Origin of the sequence: Streptomyces sp. SID13031 (genome assembly GCF_010548305.1) — a bacterium.
Classification (GTDB): domain Bacteria; phylum Actinomycetota; class Actinomycetes; order Propionibacteriales; family Kribbellaceae; genus Kribbella.
On sequence record NZ_JAAGLV010000007.1, the window covers coordinates 91,381 to 110,835 of the forward strand.

The window sequence follows — 19,455 nt, forward strand, 5'->3', positions numbered from 1 at the left end:
TCAGGAGGGCCGGTCGGTGGTCGCGTAACGGCCGTCGTGGTACAGCAACGGCTCGTGCTCGCGGCGTTCGGCGTGGGTGGCGAGCCGGGCCACGACGATGTGGTGATCGGCCACTGCGAAGCGGTGCTCGACGAGTGCCCGCAGGTAGCTGGGGGCCTCGTCCAGGACGGGTTCCCCGGTACGCAGCCGGGACCAGCGGGTCGGTTCGGCGAACCGGTCGACACCGCTGGTGGCGAACCGGCCGGCGATCTCGTGCTGGCCGGCGTCGAGGAAGTTGATCACCAGGCTGTCGGCCCGGTGCACGGTCGGCCAGCTGGACGCGCTGGTGGCGATCGAGAACGACACCAGCGGCGGCAGCAGGCTGACCGAGACGAGCGAGGTCGCGGTGAAGCCGACCGGGCCGTTGCCCGCATCCGCGGTGATCACCACCACGCCGGCCGCATGCCGGCGGAACACCGAACGGAAGATGTCGGCATCGACGATGCGCTCGGTGTCAGCTGGATCCGGTACGACTGTGAGGCCGGGCCGGGTGGCCAGGGCAGGGTTGAACGCGTGGACGGACATGTCTCTCCCTCGGGACGGGGCAGGGACGACCGGCAGCGGACAGCCAAGCTCTAGCAATTCTTGGCCGCGACCGGGCGGATGGAGTTGCAGCTGGCTCTCAGGCCAGGAGGCGTCTTCGCCCGTCGCAGGACAGGGCGGTGGTACGGAGGTAACTAGCGACAGGTGGCGCTGGACGTGCGCATCTGGTCGATGACGCGACGGCGCGTCAGCAGACTGCTGATCAGCACCGGCAAATTCGTCGTCATGTCAACGACTCTCTCATCAAAGTCGACTGGAAAACTAGACAATCTCGGTATTCGGAATGATTGTCCAAATCTGACCGCCTACTGGAACGACACGCAGACGGGTTGCCCTCACATCCCTGAGCGTGCGTGCGTTCTACTGGCGTGATGGTTTCGGAGAAGGTCAGGCTGCCGCCGTTCCAGGCGCTCATCGACGATCACTGGCGAGACGTCGCCAGGCTCGCCCGGGCGCTGGCCGGACCGGTCGACGGCGACGACGTGGCCCAGCGCGCCTGGGAGAAGGCCTTCGCCGCCTACCCGAACCTCACCTCGACCAAGAACCTGCGCAGCTGGCTGCTCACCATCACCGCCCGCTGCGCGACAGACGTGCATCGAGCCCGCAAACCACAGACCCCCCTGGACGACGCGCCCCCGATCGCCATCGACGGCCCAGACGCCGCCGAGTGGCCCGATCCGGACCTCTGGCGGGCCGTCAAAGCCCTGCCCGAACGGCAACGCGTCGCCGTCACCCTCAAATACGTCGGCGACCTGGACCACCACGGCGTGGCCGCCGCTCTGGACACCACGCCCGCCGCATCCCGCCGACTCGTCAGCGATGCGCTCGCGACCTTGCGCACCAAACTCGGAGTGGACCATGACTGACCTCGAAGTGTCTGATCTTGAAGGCCGGCTGAGCCGGTTGCCCCCCGGAGGCGCCCGACCGCCGGTACTACCGACCGCCGACGTCTCCTACGCCCTGCACGACACCCCCATCGGCACCCTGCTGCTCGCGGTCGCGGGCGACCGGGTGGTGGCGAGCTCCTTCGGCGACGAGGAGACGCTGACCAACCGCCTGGCCCGGGCGATCTCCCCCCGCGTACTACGCCAGCCGGCCGCGCTGGACGGCGTACGGCGGCAATTGGACGAATACCTGACCGGTCAGCGAAAAGCGTTTGAATTGACGCTCGATCTGACGCTGGCGACACCATTTCAGCGACTGGTCCTGACCGACCTTCCGGACCACACCAGTTATGGCCGGACCACGACGTACGGGCAGGTCGCGGGGGAGATCGACCGGCCGAAGGCAGCCCGGGCAGTCGGTACCGCGCTCGGCGCGAACCCCTTGTGCGTGGTGATTCCCTGCCACCGGGTGATCGGGGCGAGCGGCGCGCTCACCGGGTACGCCGGCGGGCTGGACGCCAAACGCTTTTTGCTGAATCTTGAATCGAAAAGTTAACTTTTCCGCCGGTCGATCGTTTTCTTTATACTCGGGAGAAAGCAGCAGGTCCCCAATGTGGAGTGGGGACCTGCTGTTTTACTAATCGTGGCTGGGCTGGCGGATTTCCAGGATGAGCCGGCGGCGGCCGCCCCATTCGCGTTTGTAGACCTTGTAGTCCTTGATGCCCGCCGCCGCGCAGAGGCGGCCGTAGCTGGCTTCGTCGTGGATGAAATGGACGCTGCTGGTGCCGTAGTGCTCGGTGGTGACGATCCGGTGCTCCGGGCCCTGCCGCAGCCCGTTGGCGATCTCCGACGCGGTCGCGGGACCCCAGACCGGTCCCTCGATCACGGCCAGCCCACCCGGCCGTAGTACCCGGGAGATCTCCCAGATCGTCGACATCTGCTCGTCCTCGGCGAACAGCTCGTGGAACGCCGTCCACAAACAGATCACCGCGTCGAACGAGTCCGACTTGTACGGGAGATCCGTCATCGACCCGATCGCCCAGTCGATCGACAGGTCCTCTTCCCTGGCCTTGGCCTGGCCGGCCTCGACCAGGTTCGGGGAGATGTCCAGCGCGCGCACGACCTTGCCGGCCCGCCGCAACGGCAGGCTGATCCGGCCGTAGCCGCAGCACAGGTCGAGCACGGACTCCCGGCCCGCCAGGAGTTCTTCGACGGCCTGGGTGATGGCGGCATCACTTTCCGGCGTGGTGCGACTGGCCAGCCCCTCGACCCCGAGTTCTTCGTACTCGGCGCGGCTGCGCAGTGCGGAGTTCAGCATTCCGCCAGTATTCCGGCCACGCTGGGTCACTGTCAGTACAAGCTGCTAGATCGAGACCTTCCCGGTCTTGCGCCCGAATCGGCCGAGGACGATCGCGGCCAGCATCGAGATCACGATCGACGTGTAGGTCGCGCCGAGCCAGCCCGGTACCGGCTGGTTGTTGAACAGCGCCTGCTGAAGGTCGAGCCAGAACGGCGACCAGCCCTCGACCGTACCGGGGTTGACGAGCTGGTAGGCGATGAAGCCGAACACCCAGGCCAGCGTGGGCTGCCAGCGGAACCGGGCGGTGTCGGAGACATCCCAGTTCATCTTGCTGACCACGAAGAAGTCGGCGATCGCGACCGCGAACAACGGGATGAAGACCGAGCCGATCAGGTACAGGAACTGCGTGTAGTTGCCCAGGTCAACGAACAGCGCGAGCACGGTGGCGAGCACGCCGATCGCGACCGAGATCCAGCGCCGGTCGATCTGCCCGATCAGGTTGTGCGCGGCCATCGTGGTCGAGTAGACGTTCGCGTAGGCCTCGTCGACCTCGTCCACCAGCAGCACGAACAACGCGATCGCGCCGGCCGGCAAGGTGACCAGCGCGGTGATCACGTCGGTGCTGTTGGTCTGCAGGGTGGCGACGGCGATCACGCCGAGGGCGTAGTACAGGATCGCGGCGAGGCCGTAACCCAAGGCGGAACCAGCGAAGGCGGCCTTGTTGGTGCGCGAGTGCCGGGTGTAGTCGGCGGCGAGCGGCGCGAACGAGACGACGCCGGCCGCGGCCAGGTCGACACCCGGCCAGAAGCCGAAGATGCCGTCCTGCGGCAGGTCGTGCACCGGCTTGCTGAGCACCTGGATGAACAGGTAGACCGAGGCCAGCAGGACCAGCCAGACCATGAACTTGCGCAGCAGCTTCACGCTGCCGAGTGGCCGGACGGCCATCGCCGTGGCGATGAAGCCGGCGATCAGGACGAACAGCCAGCGCCAGCTCTCACTCGTCACCGCGACGGCGGCCTGGGAGATGACGATGATCTCCATCGTGGCCCAGCCGATGTTCTGCGCGATGTTGAGCACGGTCGGCGCGATCGAGCCGCGGCGGCCGAACAAGCCGCGCAGGCTGGCCATCGCCGGTGCACCCGTGTGCGAACCGAAGACGGCGGCGCCGCCCAGGACGAGGGCGCCGATCCCGCAGCCGACGACGACTGCGATCAGGCCCTTCACCAGCGATCCGGTGTACGCCGCGACGAGCGCGCCGGTCACCGGGCCGAACAGCGAGATGCCGAAGTTGCCCCAGAGCGTGAACTGGTCGAGGAACCCGAGGGTGCGTGGCGCGTCCGTGGTCAGGACGAGCGGCGCCTCGGTGGCGGTGGACGACGTGCGTGCAGCGGTAGTGGTCATGGCTGACCTGCTCCCTACGCCGGCATTACCCGGTCAGGTTCAGGCGGTCGGCGACCCGGCTGCTCGGACGCAGCTCGTCACCCTCTCAGCCCGCCAGAATTTCGGTGCGAGCTCCCGCGGAGTTTGTTACGCCGTCAACGATATCGCGTCATTGCCCGTTGTATACACCAGCCGCCCGCTTGATGAACGTCACAACCTCGGGGCCGTTGGTCAGTACGAGGGGAGTGGTCACTCCCAAGGTGGGCGGTCCGGGGCCTGTTGGACGACGGGGTTGCGTACTGGGGGCTTGAGCGCGTTGTAGCCGAGTCCCAGGCCGGCGGCGAGCATCAGCAGGCCGACGCCGCCCCACGCGTACGCCGTGGGCAGGCGGTCCAGGGAGTCGTCGATGGAGCCCATGCCGGTGGTCAGCACCATCACCAGCCAGATCAGCAGCGGGATCAGGGAGAGGGCGACCAGGCCTAGTCCACCCAGCTCGATCGGGTCGGGCTGGCGGTTGACCTTGCGGCGACTCAGTACGTCGCGAAGCCACATGCCTAGCGCGGCCAGGCCGACCACGAGGGTCAGGAGTTGGCCGATGGTGTCTATGGCGTCTGTGCGCAGCGGGTGGTTCAGGGGGGAGCCGGGGAGCTGGGAGATGTCCCGGAGCGAGACTCGCTGGATGGAGATGACCAGCAGGCCGTAGACGGCGGCGATGACCGCGGCGAGCAGTATTACGCGGGCTGCTCGCGGGTCGCGGGGTGCTGGCTCGCCTTCACGCCCGTACGCCGGGAGCTCGTGGGGCTGCGGTTGCGCCGGCGTGCCGTACGGGGTGCCTGGGCGATAAGCGGGCGGCTGGTTGTAGAGGTGCTCCGGCGGCTGCTGCGGCTCGCCGTACTGGCCTGGTCCGCCGTACTGCGGCAGTGGCTGGCTCGGTTGGCCTGGCTGGCCCGGCGGCGGGTAGGTGCCTGGTTGGCCGGGCTGGGATTGGTACGGGCCGGGCTGGGGTTGGTACGCGCCGGGCTGGCTCGGGTCGGCGTAGGTGCCCTGGCCGAAGGTGTTGCCGCCGTACGGGGCCGGTTTGGCGTAGTGCTCGTCCTCGCGGGACTCGTCGGGGTTCTCACCCCGGCCGTAGGTGGGGAAGTCCTGTGACGACATTCGCTACACCCTCCCGCTCGCTCAGACCGTCTCCGGACAGGTTCTCACGGCTATAGGCGATCTAGGTGGCTTTGATCGTGGGCCACGCGTTGGGGAGGCAGCCGCCCAGGCCCTTGGTCTGCTGCATCATCACCGGCGCGGGGGTGTTGGGCTTGGTGCAGGCCGAGTGGCCGTGGCCGAGGGCGTGGCCGACCTCGTGGTTGACCAGGTAGCTCCGGTACAGGTCGACCTTGCCGGCGTACGCGGGGACGGCGTACATCCAGCGCTTGGCGTTGAGGACCACCCTGTTCTCGACGCGGCAGGAGACCTCACCGCCGGTGTCGAGCGGCAGGCACAGCTTGTCGGTGAGTGACGGCGTCGCCACGATCACGCGCAGGTCGGCGTCGATCTTGTCGGTCCGCTCGAACCTGACCGGCCCCAGCGACTGCCAGCCGCGTGCGTCCGTGAGCGTCTTGTGGATCGCCGCCGCGACGAGCACGCCATTGAGGGACAGCCCGTCCTCGATCTCGACCCGGTAGGTGAGCTTGTCGTGCGGCCCGGTCGCCTTCACGAACCCGGGCACGACCAGCAGTCGCCCGGTCGAGACGGTGACATTCGGCTTGGACCCACGCGGCTGTCGCGTCAGAGTCGGTGCTGGACGCAACGGCATGGTGAACGTCGCCGTGGGCGTCGGCACAATCGTCGGCACGGCTGCGACCGGAGCCTTCGTCGGCTCGCTCGCCGCCACCGCACTCCCACTGAACTGCGCGGCCAGATTGCGCTGCTTGGTGGCGTCCGGATGAACCACCATCACCATCCCGAGCACCGCCAACGCGGTCACGGAGAACCACTGCGCCTTGTACGACTTCCGCCGGCTGTGCCGCCCACCCCGGGCCCGGCGCGCACGACTCCCCAAACGCCGCTCGCTCCGCCCGGTAGTCATATACAGGCACCCTATCGACTCCCAGTTACATCACAAAAGGGCAACTTCCGCGACACCGGGTTTTTCATCGCGCGGCCTCCGATACCCGCTCCTTCCATCGCTGCTGAGTGGAAACAAACTTGCAGCTGGCGACCAAAAGTTTCCCGCACAACCGGCCGACGGAGGAGCTGCGTGGCGTCGTGCTAGGCGGTGCGGGTGCGGAGGAATTTGCCGAAGTGGGGGACTGTGAAGGCTACGGTGCCTCGTTCGGCGGAGAAGATCAGGCCCTTTTTGATGAGGCCGTCTCGGGCTGGAGAGAGGGACTGGGGTTTGCGGTTGAGGGTGGTGGCTACTTCGGCGGTGGGGACCGGGCCGTCGTCGGCGTTGACGCCGAGCTCGGCCATCGCGCGCATGTATTCGCGCTCGGCAGGAGTCGCGCGCTCATAGCGGGAGCCGAAGAAGCCGACGGTCAGTTCGGCGGAGGCTTCGGGGCCTGCGACGGCTACGTCTTTGATGGTGATCGGGCTGGCGGGGGCGTGGTCCCAGGTGGCGTGGGCGAAGGCTTGGACGAAGTACGGGTAGCCGTCGGTCTGGGCGTAGAGCTCGTCCAGGGCTTCCTCTTCGAAGACGACGCCTTCGGTTTCGGCCGGGATCATCAGGGCTCGGTCGCAGGCTTCGCGGGACAGGCGGTCCACGCGGACGTAGCGGAAGAGACGTTCGGAGTACGACTTGCTGGCGGACAGTACGGCGGGCAGGTGTGGCAGCCCGGCGCCTACGACGACCAGGGCGGCGCTCTGCTGAGAGATCTCGTGGCAGGCGGCGCACAGGGCCGACAGGTCGTCGGCGCTGATGTCCTGCATCTCGTCGATGAAGAGGCCGACGCCGACGGACAGGTCGCCGGCCAGGTCGGCCGCGTCGGCGAACAGCTCGATCAGGTCCATCTCGAGGTCACCCGAGTCGGCCCGCCCCTTCGCCGCGACCACGTCGACCGGGGGCTGCCAGCGGATGCCCTTGCGATCGTTCAGGCCGGTACGCAGCGCAAAAGCCTTCAGCACCGCGCTGAACTCGTCGACTCGCTCGGAATCCCGATGCCGGTGCCCGAGCTCGCGCATGGCGGTGTGCATCGCCTGGGCGATCGGCAGCCGGATGCTCTGGTCGGGCCGCGCCTCGATCTTGCCGGTACCCCAGGCGCGCTTGATCGCCTGGCTCCGCAGCGTGTTGAGCAGCACCGTCTTGCCGACCCCGCGCAGCCCCGACAGCACCAGACTGCGCTCCGGCCGCCCCGCCGCGACGCGTTCGAGGACCACCTCGAACTGCCGTACCTCGGTGTCGCGTCCGGCCAGCTCGGGCGGGCGCTGGCCGGCGCCGGGCGCATAGGGATTCCGGATCGGATCCATGCATTTCACTCTATGAGGCTGTCTAGCGTTTTCCTTAGATTTCGCTAGTCAACCCGATCGCGTGTCGCTGTTCTGTCAGCTTCTGCGGATATCTAGCAAAAATACTAGAGACCACTAGACACGTGTAGCGCAGCCTAGGGACCGCGATCAGCACTATGGTCTGCGCATGGGTGGGGCTGAGCTGCAGGACTGGACGGTGCAGGCCGCTGCGCAGTACGAGCGGACGCACCAGCAGTACGTCGGTGGCGCGCGCAAGCTGGAAGCTCTGATCAACGAGCTGATCGGCGAGGAAGAGGGCATCAACTACCTCAGCGCGACCGCCCGGGCCAAGGATCCCGAGTCGTTCCTGGCGAAGGCCTCGAAAGCTCATCCGGACGACCCGGCCAAGCCGAAGTACGACGATCCGCTGGAGCAGATCACCGACCTGGTCGCCGCCCGGATCATCACCTTCCTGGTCGAGGCCGTCGACCGGGTCTGCGAGGTGATCGAGTCGGAGTTCGAGATCGTCGAGCACACCGACATGGGTGCGCACACCCGCGCGCAGGGCGCCTTCGGCTACGCGAGCAAGCACTACCTGGTACGGCTGAACGCGCATCGCCGGGAGCTGCCGGAGTACGCCGTACTGAAGAACCTGACGATGGAGATCCAGGTCCGGACCGCGGTCCAGCACGCGTGGGCCGAGTTCGAGCACGACATCAGGTACAAGCTGGACATCCCGCCGGACCGCAAACCCGAGTTCGACCGGCGCTTCCTGCTCGCGGCGGCGCTGATGGAGCTCGCGGACAATGAGTTCGCCGAGATCGACAAGCTGTACCGCGAACTGGCCGCCGCCGAGCCCGACGCCGCGCCGATGGACCTGACGACGGCGACGCTGACCACGTACCTGACCAGGCGCTATCCCGACGCCCCGCACGCCAAGACGAACCACTACGCGTGGATCCTCGGCATCCTGGCCCAACTCGGCGTCACCACCGAGGACCAACTGACGGCGTTGCTGCAGGACATCGACAGCAACGCGGTGCAGGCAGCAATGACCCACCGCTTCCCAGCCGGCACAGTCCGCCGCCTCGACGACGACCTCCTGGCGGCCAGAGGCGCAGAGTACGTGGACCTCTTCCCCACAGAAGAACGCCGCCAAAAAATCCTCCGCGGCCGCCTGAAAGCCCTCGGCCGCGCCGGCCTACAGAGCACCTGACCCAACTAGCTACTGGGCTTTGACGGCTCCGGCCGACGACGCGGACTGCATCCGCTGAGCGTTCTTCAAACACTCCGCCTTAGCCGCAGGCACCTTGACATCCAGGCACGCCTCAACCGCCTTGACACGATGATTCAAGTCAGCCATCCACTTGTCAGCCTGCGTCCCAGACCAGGTGTCCACATTGGCAAACCCCTGCAACTCCTTGATCGCCTTCCGAATCGCCTCAACCTTGCCCGAGACCGCCGCCATCGACTCCCGGCACTCCTGCACATAGGGAACTGGCATCAGAAAACCCTCACTTCCCGTGCTTATTAGCATTGGCGGCGAATATTGCGTTCGCTTCCATAAAACCCTTCTGGGCCCGATCCTCGAAGTCGGTTGCCTGCGAACCGACGGTCGACCACCAGTCTTTGAACTCCACTGCTTCTTGCTCTGTCCTGATCTTGATCACGCCACCCTGACAGAAACTGCGACCCACTGGCGGCGTCAGCGTTCCGCTCTGCAGCAACCCTTGCGCAATCTCGATACGCATGCCCTGCAAGTTCCTGTACGTCACCGCCTGCGACGCGTCGGCCGCCTTGGTCGCATTGTCGGTGGGGAACAGGGCATCGCCGTTCGCCGCCGCCAGTTCGCTCGAAATCACAACCAGGAACGTCTGCGCATCAGGGAGACCCGGCAAGCCGCTCGCGACACCGGTCAAAGCATCGAAGTAGACCCGGTGGTTCGCGTTGTCCTTGTCTTTGGCCTCCGCCGCATCGAACTTCATATCATTGGCTGTCAGGTTCATCGCTCCTAGCAGCCGCCCGAGGTCCTCGAGATAGTCGGGCAGGCTCGGATCAGTGGACTGCAACTGCGCCGACAGGGTCAGCCGCGCACGAAGAGCGCCTTCGAGGGCTCCCGTAGCCGCCGGGTCCGACATCAGTGCATGGAGAAATCCATCGATCTCTGTCGAGTTGGTCTGGAAATGGAGCCCCCCAACGCCGCGATCGGCCACTCCATTGATCAGATCTGCCGTATCGGTGCTACCAGCAAGGTCGTCGCCGTAAGTCGCGGCGACGAACGACAGCCCCTTGGTCAGCGCCGACGGCAGCTTCGGGTACTGCTCATTGTCGTAGGCATTCCGTTCTGATCGATACGCAAAGTTCGCAGCCCTGATCACATTGAGCGCAGCATTAGCCGAATCTTTGCCATGCTCTTTCCGATCAAACGTCGCCGCCCGGATCACCAACGACGCCGGCCCCGAATCATCCAGCGGCACCGGTCCGGGCGTCTGCCAATGCACGTCGACCAACTGCTTGGCGCGCGTCGGGTCGTTCGGCACGGACAGCAAAGCCCTGCTGGCTTCCGGGTTCTCACCAGTACGACCGAGAATGAAGCTCAACGGGTCATTGGCCCTGATCTTGGCGATCCCGGCCTCCGCGTCCTTCGCGTCGGTGTCGAGGTAATCGACGTCGATTCCCAGGCTGGTCCACCAGTCGCCGTCGTTCTGAACATATCCACCGGGAACAAAGGTGTTCCCGGCCATTCTCGGCGCAGAGTACGACGGCCGCATCGGCCCGTGCTCTTCCTTCCAGTCCAAGGCCCCACCCGCAAGTCCCGCGAGGAACTGGGAGCCGTACTGATCACCCTTCGGGCCGTGCGCCACCAGCATCCCCGACGACCACAGATCATCGCCCGCAGGATGAAAAATGGGGTCCCATACGGTTCCTGGCAGGGTGATCTTGTGCTGCTCCTGCAGTTTCGTGGCCTTGGCAATGCCGAGGCTGTACCAGCGCAGGGTCTGCTTCGAGTCTTCCGACAGAGTCGCGCCGTCGCGTGCAAGCAGATGCCGCGGGAGGGATGACAGCACCTGCGCGCCACCGGTAGTGAAGAACGCCTCGAGCCACTCGGGGTCGTCGACGTGGGCTTCCATTGCCCAAGCGGCCTCCCGCGCGGCCTGATCGCGAACCTTCGGATCCTTGCTCTGCATCAGGCGAGCCAACTGGGCGCTGTCGGCGTACCCTTCCTGTCGCTGCAGCTCAGGCGTGATGTTCCAGGGAACCGTGCGCCAATCCCCAGCGCGGTTGACCGTCACCGGCCCCGGCTGGTTCAGCGCGGTCTCAGCCCAGGCAGCCCGATCCAGCATCGGCCCCGCCTCGTCCTTCAGCCACCCGGCCAGATTCCGAAGGGCGTTGGTGTCGACGCCCGCTTCCCAGCCTTCGATCCCGCTCTTGATACCGGGCTCGTCGGACAGGATCGCGTCCGAGCATTCCTTGATCTCTCGCGCCAAACTACGCATCCGACTAGCCGAAGCACTGACGTAATCGGTCACCAGCGGTCCCCTCCCCGAGTTCCTGCCCCTGATCCTGAGCCGCCCCCAGCCCTCGCCGAACGCAACGGGTCAGATCCAGCCAGTCATCGGACCCTATCGCCGCACCGCCTCGCGAGATCGCGCAACGGCACCAATTGCAGGAAGCTGCAGACGACTCCCCCGCACCAGCTCCGCTCGCGTGCTACACGTGGCGACCCGGGTACGGTCGGAACATGCGGAGCGTGGAGGTACAGGCAGGGGCGTTGCTTGTTGCCTTGTGTTTGGTTGTCGGCCTGGCTGGGTGTGATGAGTCGGAGCCGGTGAAGTCGCCGGAACCTATCGCTGCGCCAACACCTGGGGTTGGGCAGATGGTGAGTATCGCCGGCGATGGCACTGGTATCGGGTGGGACGGCAAGAGTCCCGCTGCTGGGCACGGGGTCGGGGATGTCGGGCCGGTGGCTACCCTGCCGAACGGCGGCTTGCTGATCACTACAGAGGCTGCGCCGGAGGTCTTGCGCCTCGACTCTGCGGGGCAGCTCACGGACCTCGGCTGGGGAGGCCGGACTGAGCGGATTCTGGCAGCGGCAGTTGCGGCTGACCAGGTTGGGTTCTTGGCAGATGGACGGCGTGTGATGACACTGAATCCGTCGGATGGCACCGTCAAGGACCTGGCCAATCTTCCCGCGCTGGCGGCTCAGGCGGGTGCGGCAACTGGTGACGGAATTCTGCGGCGTGGCGAGCAATGGTGGGTCCAGCGCGGGTCCCAAGTACTGGCAGTCTCCGACGCCGGGAAGGTATCGACGGTGACGCTGCCGGTCGTGCCGTCAGCCATTGCGGCCGATGGGGAAGACTTGCTGGTGGCGACCAAGGATGAAGTCGTCCGGATCGCCGGAGGCAAGGTGACTGCCCGGATGTCCCTCCGTGGGCTCGACCTCCTGGCCGGATACTCACCAGGCACGATGATCGCCGACGGCAAGGGTGGCGCGTATGTCGCGATGGACGGGCACGCAGCTGTCGTTCACGCCACTCCCGGAGCCGATCCGAAGCTTCTCCTGAGAGGGAAGACCAGGATTGCGACGCAGTGTGCCCAGGTGCCGATCGGTGACCTGCTGGCAGCCCCCCTGAGCGAGATCGAAGGTCTGGCGCTGTGGGACGGCGACCTGGTCATCGCCGATCGCGAATGCGAAAAGATCTACCGGTACGGCCTGCCGAAGTAACAGGGGCCAGTGCCTGTCAGGCAATATCTGGCGGTTTGTTGAGGCGATGGCGACGGCAACGCCGGTGTACTTGAGGGCTAGCGCACTGGCTGCTGCCGCAGCAGGGCTGCGCCGAGTGGGGTTAGTACGTGCAGGAGTGCCTTGCCGGCGCGCTGGGTTGTGATCAGGCCGCTGTCTCGGAGGACGGTCAGGTGGTGGCTGGTGGTGGGGGCGCCGATTCCTATCTGGGTGGCGATCTCGGCAGCGGTACGGCCGGGGATGGTTGCGCGGAGGATGGCGGCTCGGGTTTTGCCGAGCAGGGCGGCGGCCGTCGCGTCGCTGGTTTGGGACGTGGGGAGCTCCCGTAGTACGGGGTAGACGAGGACTGGGGAGAGGTCTGTGTCTGCGAGGGTTATGGCGTTTTGCCAGCAGAAGTAGGACGGGGTTAGTTGTAGGCCACGGCCGGCCAGGTGGATGGTTCGGTTGATGGGGTAGCGGACCTCGAGGACTGGTGGGCGCCAGCGCATGAGGGGCTGGAAACTGTTCAGCAGTCTGTCGGGGCCGCCTCGGGCTAGTGCGCGGGCGCGGGTTGCCCGGTCGGCGGCTAGCTCTGCGGAGATCAGATCCGAGTGGGGCTCGATCACGCGATGGTGGTACATCCGCAGGGCGGCGCCGAGGTCGGAGTGTAGGTCGCCGGCGGCTAGTCGAGGAGCCCAGGAGGGTGCCTGGTGAACCAGGGCCAGAGTCTTGAGTTCGCTGGTGACTCGCTCCGTGGGGGTTGAGAGGATGGCGTCGATGCCTGCTTCGAGGCCGTTGAGGGCTGCGGGTGGGGTGAGGAAGTCGGGGAAGTATGCGGCTCTTGGGAACAGTGGCAGGAGCAACGAGGTGACCTGTTTCCGCAGTACCGGGTCGGTCAGCGTCTCGGACGCCGCGCGGTACCAGGGGGCGTAGGCCCAGCGGCCGCGTTTGGTTTGGAGGCGGTCGAGGCTGTTGGCGATCTCCCAAAGGGGGTCGGCGGCGGGCGCGACGCGGACCTGTGCAAGGTCGGCTTCAGTGAAGATCACCCGCAGCATCGCGCCCCAATCGTCGATTACCGATCGAACGGGAGCGACGACGGTCTGTCAAGCGACCCCTCGTCAAGCGACATTGTCAGCAACGCGAGCTGCAGTACTGCGCGCCTCAGCGCCCGCTGGTGATCAGGCCGAAGACGAGCACCAGCAGGCCACAACCGGCGATGATGTACCAGGCGAGCTGCGCGGCGGCGACAAACCCGGTCTCGAGCGGCCCGGAGAGTCTGGCGGTCAAGACGGTGCCGACGATCGCGACGCCCAGCGAGGCGCCGACCTGTCGACTCGTCGAGGCGATCGCCGCGGCCACGCCGGCCTGCGAGCGAGGCATCCCCGAGACGGCCGCGTTGGTGATCGGCGAGCTGAGCATGCCGAAGCCCAAGCCGAAGATCACCGTCATCACCGCCATCGGCAGCGTGAGCAGACCGGCATGCAGCGCCGAGAAGCCCCGAACCTCCTGCAGATAAAGGGAATTCAGGAACAGGAAGCCGGACAGCGCCGCGAACCCGGCGACCGCGATCAGCGTCGCCCCGGAGAACGGCGCACTGCGGAAGAACCGTGGATCGAGCAACGGCTGCTCGCGACGCCGCTCGTAGAACACCAATGACACCAGCGAAAGCACCACCACGACGAAGCAACTGACGATCAGCGGCGAACCCCAGCCGGCCGCCTGCCCCTCGATGATCGAGTACGTCAGCCCGATCAGGAACAGGATCACCAGCACCTGCCCGACCGGATCGAGCCGGCGCGCGACCGCGGCCCGCGACTCCGGTACGAAGAACGCCGTCAGCACCAACGCGACCAGTACCACCGGCACGTGACCCAGAAGATGAACCGCCAGCCGGCCGAGTCGAGCAGCGTGTAGGCGTCGATCGTCCACTGCAGCTTGGACACCGAGGCGTTCAGCTCGGACCGGATCGAGGGCAGCGCCAGGTTCACCACGGTCGAGTCGAGCCCGACGATGAACAGGCTCAGACAACAGATCGCCAGCACCAGCAACCGACGCCGCCGACTCGGTTCCTGCACTCGTCTTCCTCTCCAGAATTCGTTCAAGACTGTACTACTTGGCGTGGACAGCCCTTGCCCACGGGCTGATAAAGGGTTTGACGGGCTGTCGGCGGGGCCGCCTAGGCTTGCTCTATTCGCCTGCTCAGGTACCTCGAAAACCCCTCTAGTTCCTTTGGGACGTCATGTCGCTGCGCCTCATTCCGTTCGCCGACCCAGGTGTGCCAGACACCCGGTCCGGCCTCCGACTCATTCTCTGGCTAGAGCACCAGCAGCTCCGTGGTCAGGGCGTCGCGCTCTGCTGGGGTCTGCTGTACTTCGGTGGCATCGCCGCCGCGCCCGTCGCGGTCGGGCTAGCCGTCCAGGCCGTGATCGACAAGTCCTGGACCAAGCTGATCCTGGCCGGCCTGTTGCTGCTGGCGATGGGTGCCGCCAAGGCCGGCGCCGACGCGTTCTTCCACCAGGCCGTCGTCACCAACTGGATCAGCACGGCCTCGCGTCTCCAGCAACTGCTGTCCCGCAAGGCCGCCGAGCTGGGCTCGATGCTGACCCGCCGGATCGCGGCCGGTGAGGTGGTCGCCGTGAGCAGTGGCGACGTGGAGAAGATCGGCTGGTTCGTCGAGGTGCTCGGCCGGTTCGCGGCCGCGCTGCTGACCTGTTTCGCGGTCGTGATCGGCCTGCTCTTCTACGAGCCGCAGCTCGGGCTCGTGGTGCTGATCGCCGTACCGATCCTGGCCTTCTCGATCGTGCCGCTGATGGGGCCCGCCGAGCGTCGCGCCGACGCCCAGCGGGCCAAGGGCGGTCGCGCCACCGAGCTGGCCGCCGACACGGTCGCCGGTCTGCGCGTGCTGCGCGGTATCGGCGGCGAGCAGCTCTTCCTCGACCGCTATCGCGCGGCCTCCCAGGAGTACAGGTCGAGCGCGGTCCGCAGCGCCCGGATGTGGTCGCTGATCGCGGCGATCCAGGTGCTGCTGTTCGGGTTGTTCCTGGTGCTGATCGTCTGGATGGGCATCAACCTGGTCACGGCCGGCAAGATCAACGTCGGCGAGCTCGTCACGGCGTACGGGTTCATCACCTTCATGCTCGTTCCGCTGCACACGTTCGAGGAGACGGCGAGCGCGTTCATCTTCTCCAAGGTGTCGGCCCGACGCGCGGCGCGCGTGCTGTCGCTGCAGCGGATGGACGACGACAAGGGGACGGCGGACGCCGAGGTGCCCACGGGCGATCTGGCCGACCCGCTGTCCGGGCTGGAGGTTCCGTCCGGGAGCTTCACCGCCGTGGTCTGTGGCAACCCCGACGCCGGCGGTCTGCTCGCGGATCGTCTTGGTGGCCACAGTCCGGAGGCCGACCCGGAGGACCCGTCTGTCCTGCTGGGAGGCGTCGCACTCGACGACCTCCCGCTGTACTCCGCACGGACAGCCGTGCTCGTCCAGGACAAGGACCCTGTGCTCCTGTCGGGCACAGTGCGCGACCTGTTCGACGTACCGGCCAGTGGAGCCGTCTCGGTCGAGGAGGCTCTCGATGCAGCCCAGTGCGCCGACATCCTCGACGTACTACGTCAGTCGCTGCCCGACGGCGGTACCGATGCCACTGCAGCGCTACTGACCGAGCGCGGCCGTTCCTTGTCCGGTGGACAGCGACAGCGGGTCGCTCTGGCCCGTTCCCTGTACGTCGACCCGGCGCTGCTCGTGCTCGACGAGCCGACGAGTGCCGTGGACGCCCACACGGAGGCACGGATCGCAGACAGCCTGCGGCTACTCCGGTCGGGCCGGACCACCGTGGTGTTCACCTCGAGCCCGCTGATGCTGGACCGGGCGGAGCGAGTGGTGTTCGTGCCGGATGGCCGGGTCGATGCCGTCGGCACCCATCACGAACTGCTGCACACCAACCCGCGCTACCGCGCAGTCGTCACCCGTGAAGACGAGCCAACTCTTGAGGAGTCGCTGTGAAGCGCCCCGAGTACGACCCGGCAGCCCCGCAGGAGGCGGCTCGCCTGCCGGTGGCCGGCACCCCGACGGTGAAGGCCTATCTGAAAACCCTGTTCCGCAGACACCGGCGTGCGTTCGGCTGGCTGACACTGGTCAACGCGGCGGCGGCACTGAGCGGCATGGTCGGGCCCTGGCTGCTCGGCAACGTCGTGGAGAAGCTGTCAGTCGGCGAGACGGATGTCGACCTTCCCTACGTGGTGCTGGGCTTCGTCATCGCCCTCGCCGTGCAGACGGTCTTCGTCCGGCTCACCCGGCTGCGCGGCGCAGTGCTGGGTGAGGAGATGCTCGCCGACCTGCGGGAGGACTTCCTCGTCCGTGCGGTCGCGCTGCCGCCGGGTGTGCTGGAGCGCGCCGGGACGGGTGACCTGCTGTCCCGGATCACCACGGACGTCGACCGCTTGTCGCACGCCATGCGGGACGCCGTACCGCAGCTGACCATCGCGGTGATCTGGGCAGGGCTGCTGATCGGCGCACTGATCGTCACTGCGCCGGAGTTGGCCGTGGCTGTTGTGATCGCTGCGCCGATCCTGATCATCGGTGGCCGCTGGTACTTCCGCCGGGCGCCATCGGCGTACCGGTCGGAGGCGGCGGGCTATGCGGCCGTCGCCTCGGCACTGGCCGAGACTGTCGACGCCGGCCGGACTGTGGAGTCCCACCGGCTTGGCGACCGCCGGATCAAGATGGGTGACACCCGGATCGGCCAGTGGGTGGCCTGGGAGCGCTACACGCTCTCCTTGCGGATGATCCTGTTCCCGGTGATCAACATGACCCACACGGTCGCGCTGGCCGCGGTGCTGGTCATCGGTGGCGGCCTGTCGATCGAGGGCTGGATCACTGTCGGCGCGCTGACGACGGGTGCGCTCTACATCCAGATGCTGGTCGAGCCGGTCAACATGATGATCCGCTGGTACGACGAGCTGCAGGTTGCCCAGGTCTCCCTGGCGCGACTGGTCGGCGTCCGTGAGATCGAGGCGGAACAGGCCGGTCACCAGGACGAGCCGGATGGCCGGACCGTGCTGGCCGACGAGGTCCGCTTCGGGTACCTGGAAGGCCGCGACGTGCTGCACGGCGTCACACTGACCGTCGAGCCCGGTGCCCGGGTTGCGCTGGTAGGCCCTTCAGGAGCAGGGAAATCGACGCTCGGCCGGCTGCTGGCCGGCATCTACTCGCCACGGGTCGGTGACATCACCCTGGGCGGGGCAGCCCTCGACAAGATGTCGGCCGAGCAGGTACGAAGCCACGTGGCCCTGGTGAACCAGGAGCACCACGTGTTCGTCGGCAGCATGCGGGACAACCTGCGGCTGGCCCGGCCTGCTGCAGCCGATGCTGAGCTGTGGACTGCTTTGCGGGCCGTGGATGCGCATGCCTGGGTCGCCGGGTTCGAGCACGGGCTCGACACCGAGGTCGGGTCGGGTGGAGTGTCGCTGACCCCGGCACAGGCTCAGCAGGTCGCATTGGCCCGGCTGGTCCTGGCCGACCCGCACACGCTGGTCCTGGACGAGGCGACCTCGCTGATGGACCCGCGAGCCGCTCGCCACCTGGAGCGGTCGCTGGCCGGAGTACTGGAAGGTCGCACGGTCGTCGCGATCGCCCACCGGCTGCATACCGCCCACGACGCCGACGTGATCGCAGTAGTCGAGGACGGCCGCATCGTGGAGCTCGGCGGCCACGACGAGCTAGTCGGTGCCGAAGGCCCGTACGCAGCCCTTTGGCACAGCTGGCACGGCGAACGCTGACCACATCGGTTGAGGGGCAGGCACTCCGTCTGCCCCTCAACCGGCTACTTCTTCGGCAAACTCATCCCAGGGTCGATCGCGGCCGCGATGAGCTCTTGCAGCGTCACGGCCGGCTTGGTCAGCCTGGTCACGGAGACGATGACGACCTGGCCGTCCGGCCGGACGTATCGGACGTACAACCCACCGTCTGGCCCGACGGGGCGACCGTTCGCCGTCGGCACGAACGTCGCAGTGACGATCGGACGGCCGTTCGGGGCCGTCCTGGTCGTACAGGTCTTCTTGAGCGGGCCTGTCACCACCGACTTGACCCCGCACCACTCATCTTTCGACTGCGCCTGCTTCCCGTTGGTCACCGAGACATGGAGCTGTCCGACCTCACCGCTCTGCCGCCACTGCTGAATGATTCCCACTTGAGTGAGCTTGTTCGACGAGTCGATCACGGAAGTCGAGGAGACCCCGCTGGTGGTCGCCCTCGTGTACTTGCGGCCCGGGTCGACGTGCCGGTGCACCGTCGAGTCGAGCAGTGCGCCCGTGAGGTCCGCCAGCCGCTGGGTTGTTGTCACGTGCCCGGAGGATGCAGTGGGATGGGTCGTCGTCGGCTGGGCGGCCGGCGGGGCGCTCTGGCCATCGGCCGATGAGGCGGGCACGAGCTGCAGGCCCAGGGCGGCCACAGCGGCCACCGACGTCACCGCAGCGAACCCGGTGGCGATGCGGTTTCGGCGCAGTCGGGTGCGGCCGCGGCGGATGTCCGCCGTCGGGTCGATCGGTGGCTCGCCGAGGTCGCTCTCGACGCTGAGTTCCATTCGTTCGCGCAGGTCCTGCTCGTTCATGCTCGCTCCTCGGTCAGTGCGTCGATTCTTTCGGCGGTCAACCGGGCGCGGAGGTGGTCGAGGGCCCGCGAGGACTGGCTCTTCACCGTTCCGTGGCTGATCCTCAGGTCGGCGGCGACCTCCTCGACACTGAGGTCGAGCCAGTAGCGCAGGACGACGATCCGCCGTTGCTTCGGCCCGAGCGTGGCGAGCGCGCGGACGAGTTCGTCGCGGCCGTCGAGATCGGGGCCGGGCACGGACTGCTCGGGCAACTCGTCCGAGATCAGCTCCCGCCGCCACCTCCGCCGGCCCGCGTCGATGGTCGTGTTGACCAGGATCTTGAGCACATAGGCGTCCTCGGCGCCACGGCTGTGGATCTTCGGCCAGGCGGCGTACAGCTTGGCCAGTGCCGTCTGTACCAAGTCCTCGGCCGTGTGCCGGTCACCGCACAGCAGGTAGGCAGCTCCTACCAGCCGCGATCGCCGCGCCTGCACGAAGTCCGAGAACTCCTGGTCACGCACACTCATCGGGCGCCTCTCGTCCACTGGTTGACGATCGTAAAGACGG

General features: G+C 66.9%; 17 protein-coding genes, 1 pseudogene and 1 riboswitch. Of the genes and pseudogenes, 6 read left to right on the forward strand and 12 right to left on the reverse strand.

Going from position 1 to position 19,455, the window contains the following annotated elements:
- Positions 1-564, reverse strand: coding sequence for a flavin reductase family protein (locus tag G3I17_RS15935; protein ID WP_164596844.1), 564 nt, complete (start codon positions 562-564; stop codon positions 1-3).
- Positions 565-953: 389 nt separating this feature from the next.
- Here G3I17_RS15935 and G3I17_RS15940 point away from each other — a divergent pair, with 389 nt between their 5' ends.
- Together G3I17_RS15940 and G3I17_RS15945 are read left to right on the forward strand one after the other, a co-directional pair.
- Entirely contained in the window at positions 954-1,448 is a 495-nt protein-coding gene (locus tag G3I17_RS15940) for a sigma-70 family RNA polymerase sigma factor (protein WP_164596846.1), read from the forward strand.
- Positions 1,441-2,022 (forward strand): methylated-DNA--[protein]-cysteine S-methyltransferase, encoded by a 582-nt coding sequence (locus tag G3I17_RS15945; protein WP_203590280.1) that lies wholly within the window; start codon positions 1,441-1,443, stop codon positions 2,020-2,022. Before G3I17_RS15940 ends, G3I17_RS15945 begins: the two co-directional genes overlap by 8 nt.
- Positions 2,023-2,103: 81 nt before the next feature.
- Here G3I17_RS15945 and G3I17_RS15950 read toward each other — a convergent pair whose 3' ends face one another.
- From G3I17_RS15950 to G3I17_RS15970, 5 genes are all read right to left on the reverse strand, one after another.
- The gene (locus G3I17_RS15950) at positions 2,104-2,784 is read right to left on the reverse strand and encodes a class I SAM-dependent methyltransferase (protein ID WP_164596847.1); all 681 of its coding nucleotides are present in this window, start codon (positions 2,782-2,784) and stop codon (positions 2,104-2,106) included.
- Positions 2,785-2,829: 45 nt separating this feature from the next.
- A complete protein-coding gene (locus tag G3I17_RS15955) occupies positions 2,830-4,167 on the reverse strand; it encodes a cytosine permease (RefSeq protein WP_164596848.1) in 1,338 nt (445 codons plus the stop codon).
- A riboswitch (TPP riboswitch) is annotated at positions 4,162-4,295 on the reverse strand. It overlaps the preceding gene by 6 nt.
- Positions 4,296-4,395: 100 nt before the next feature.
- Positions 4,396-5,301, reverse strand: a complete 906-nt coding sequence (locus G3I17_RS15960) for a hypothetical protein (protein ID WP_164596742.1) — start codon at positions 5,299-5,301, stop codon at positions 4,396-4,398.
- A 61-nt stretch (positions 5,302-5,362) separates the two neighbouring features.
- Complete coding sequence (locus tag G3I17_RS15965) at positions 5,363-6,223, reverse strand: DUF3152 domain-containing protein (RefSeq protein ID WP_164596850.1); 861 nt, start codon at positions 6,221-6,223, stop codon at positions 5,363-5,365.
- 182 nt (positions 6,224-6,405) lie between these two features.
- Entirely contained in the window at positions 6,406-7,599 is a 1,194-nt protein-coding gene (locus G3I17_RS15970) for an ATP-binding protein (protein ID WP_164596852.1), read from the reverse strand.
- Positions 7,600-7,765: 166 nt separating this feature from the next.
- Between G3I17_RS15970 and G3I17_RS15975 the strand changes: the two genes are divergently transcribed.
- Entirely contained in the window at positions 7,766-8,794 is a 1,029-nt protein-coding gene (locus G3I17_RS15975) for a (p)ppGpp synthetase (RefSeq protein WP_164596854.1), read from the forward strand.
- Positions 8,795-8,803: 9 nt separating this feature from the next.
- Here the strand turns inward: G3I17_RS15975 and G3I17_RS15980 are convergent, their stop codons facing one another.
- Together G3I17_RS15980 and G3I17_RS15985 are read right to left on the reverse strand one after the other, a co-directional pair.
- Entirely contained in the window at positions 8,804-9,082 is a 279-nt protein-coding gene (locus tag G3I17_RS15980) for a hypothetical protein (protein ID WP_164596856.1), read from the reverse strand.
- A 10-nt stretch (positions 9,083-9,092) separates the two neighbouring features.
- Complete coding sequence (locus G3I17_RS15985; RefSeq protein ID WP_164596859.1) at positions 9,093-11,108, reverse strand: hypothetical protein; 2,016 nt, start codon at positions 11,106-11,108, stop codon at positions 9,093-9,095.
- 611 nt (positions 11,109-11,719) lie between these two features.
- Here G3I17_RS15985 and G3I17_RS15990 point away from each other — a divergent pair.
- Complete coding sequence (locus G3I17_RS15990) at positions 11,720-12,304, forward strand: hypothetical protein (RefSeq protein WP_164596861.1); 585 nt, start codon at positions 11,720-11,722, stop codon at positions 12,302-12,304.
- 77 nt (positions 12,305-12,381) lie between these two features.
- Here the strand turns inward: G3I17_RS15990 and G3I17_RS15995 are convergent, their stop codons facing one another.
- Both G3I17_RS15995 and G3I17_RS16000 read right to left on the reverse strand, forming a co-directional pair.
- Positions 12,382-13,356 carry a winged helix-turn-helix domain-containing protein gene (locus G3I17_RS15995; RefSeq protein WP_164596862.1) on the reverse strand — a complete coding sequence of 325 codons (975 nt, stop codon included), beginning with the start codon at positions 13,354-13,356 and terminating at the stop codon, positions 12,382-12,384.
- 63 nt (positions 13,357-13,419) lie between these two features.
- Positions 13,420-14,376: pseudogene (locus tag G3I17_RS16000) on the reverse strand (hypothetical protein).
- A 164-nt stretch (positions 14,377-14,540) separates the two neighbouring features.
- Between G3I17_RS16000 and G3I17_RS16005 the strand changes: the two are divergent.
- Entirely contained in the window at positions 14,541-16,304 is a 1,764-nt protein-coding gene (locus tag G3I17_RS16005) for an ABC transporter ATP-binding protein (protein ID WP_164596864.1), read from the forward strand.
- Complete coding sequence (locus G3I17_RS16010) at positions 16,301-18,079, forward strand: ABC transporter ATP-binding protein (RefSeq protein WP_164596866.1); 1,779 nt, start codon at positions 16,301-16,303, stop codon at positions 18,077-18,079. Before G3I17_RS16005 ends, G3I17_RS16010 begins: the two co-directional genes overlap by 4 nt.
- A 44-nt stretch (positions 18,080-18,123) precedes the next feature.
- Here G3I17_RS16010 and G3I17_RS16015 read toward each other — a convergent pair whose 3' ends face one another.
- Together G3I17_RS16015 and G3I17_RS16020 are read right to left on the reverse strand one after the other, a co-directional pair.
- Positions 18,124-18,909: a hypothetical protein gene (locus G3I17_RS16015; protein ID WP_164596868.1), complete on the reverse strand. Its 786-nt coding sequence runs from the start codon at positions 18,907-18,909 to the stop codon at positions 18,124-18,126.
- Positions 18,906-19,415, reverse strand: coding sequence for a SigE family RNA polymerase sigma factor (locus tag G3I17_RS16020; RefSeq protein WP_164596870.1), 510 nt, complete (start codon positions 19,413-19,415; stop codon positions 18,906-18,908). The genes G3I17_RS16015 and G3I17_RS16020 overlap by 4 nt, the downstream gene beginning before the upstream one ends.
- Positions 19,416-19,455: the final 40 nt, after the last annotated feature.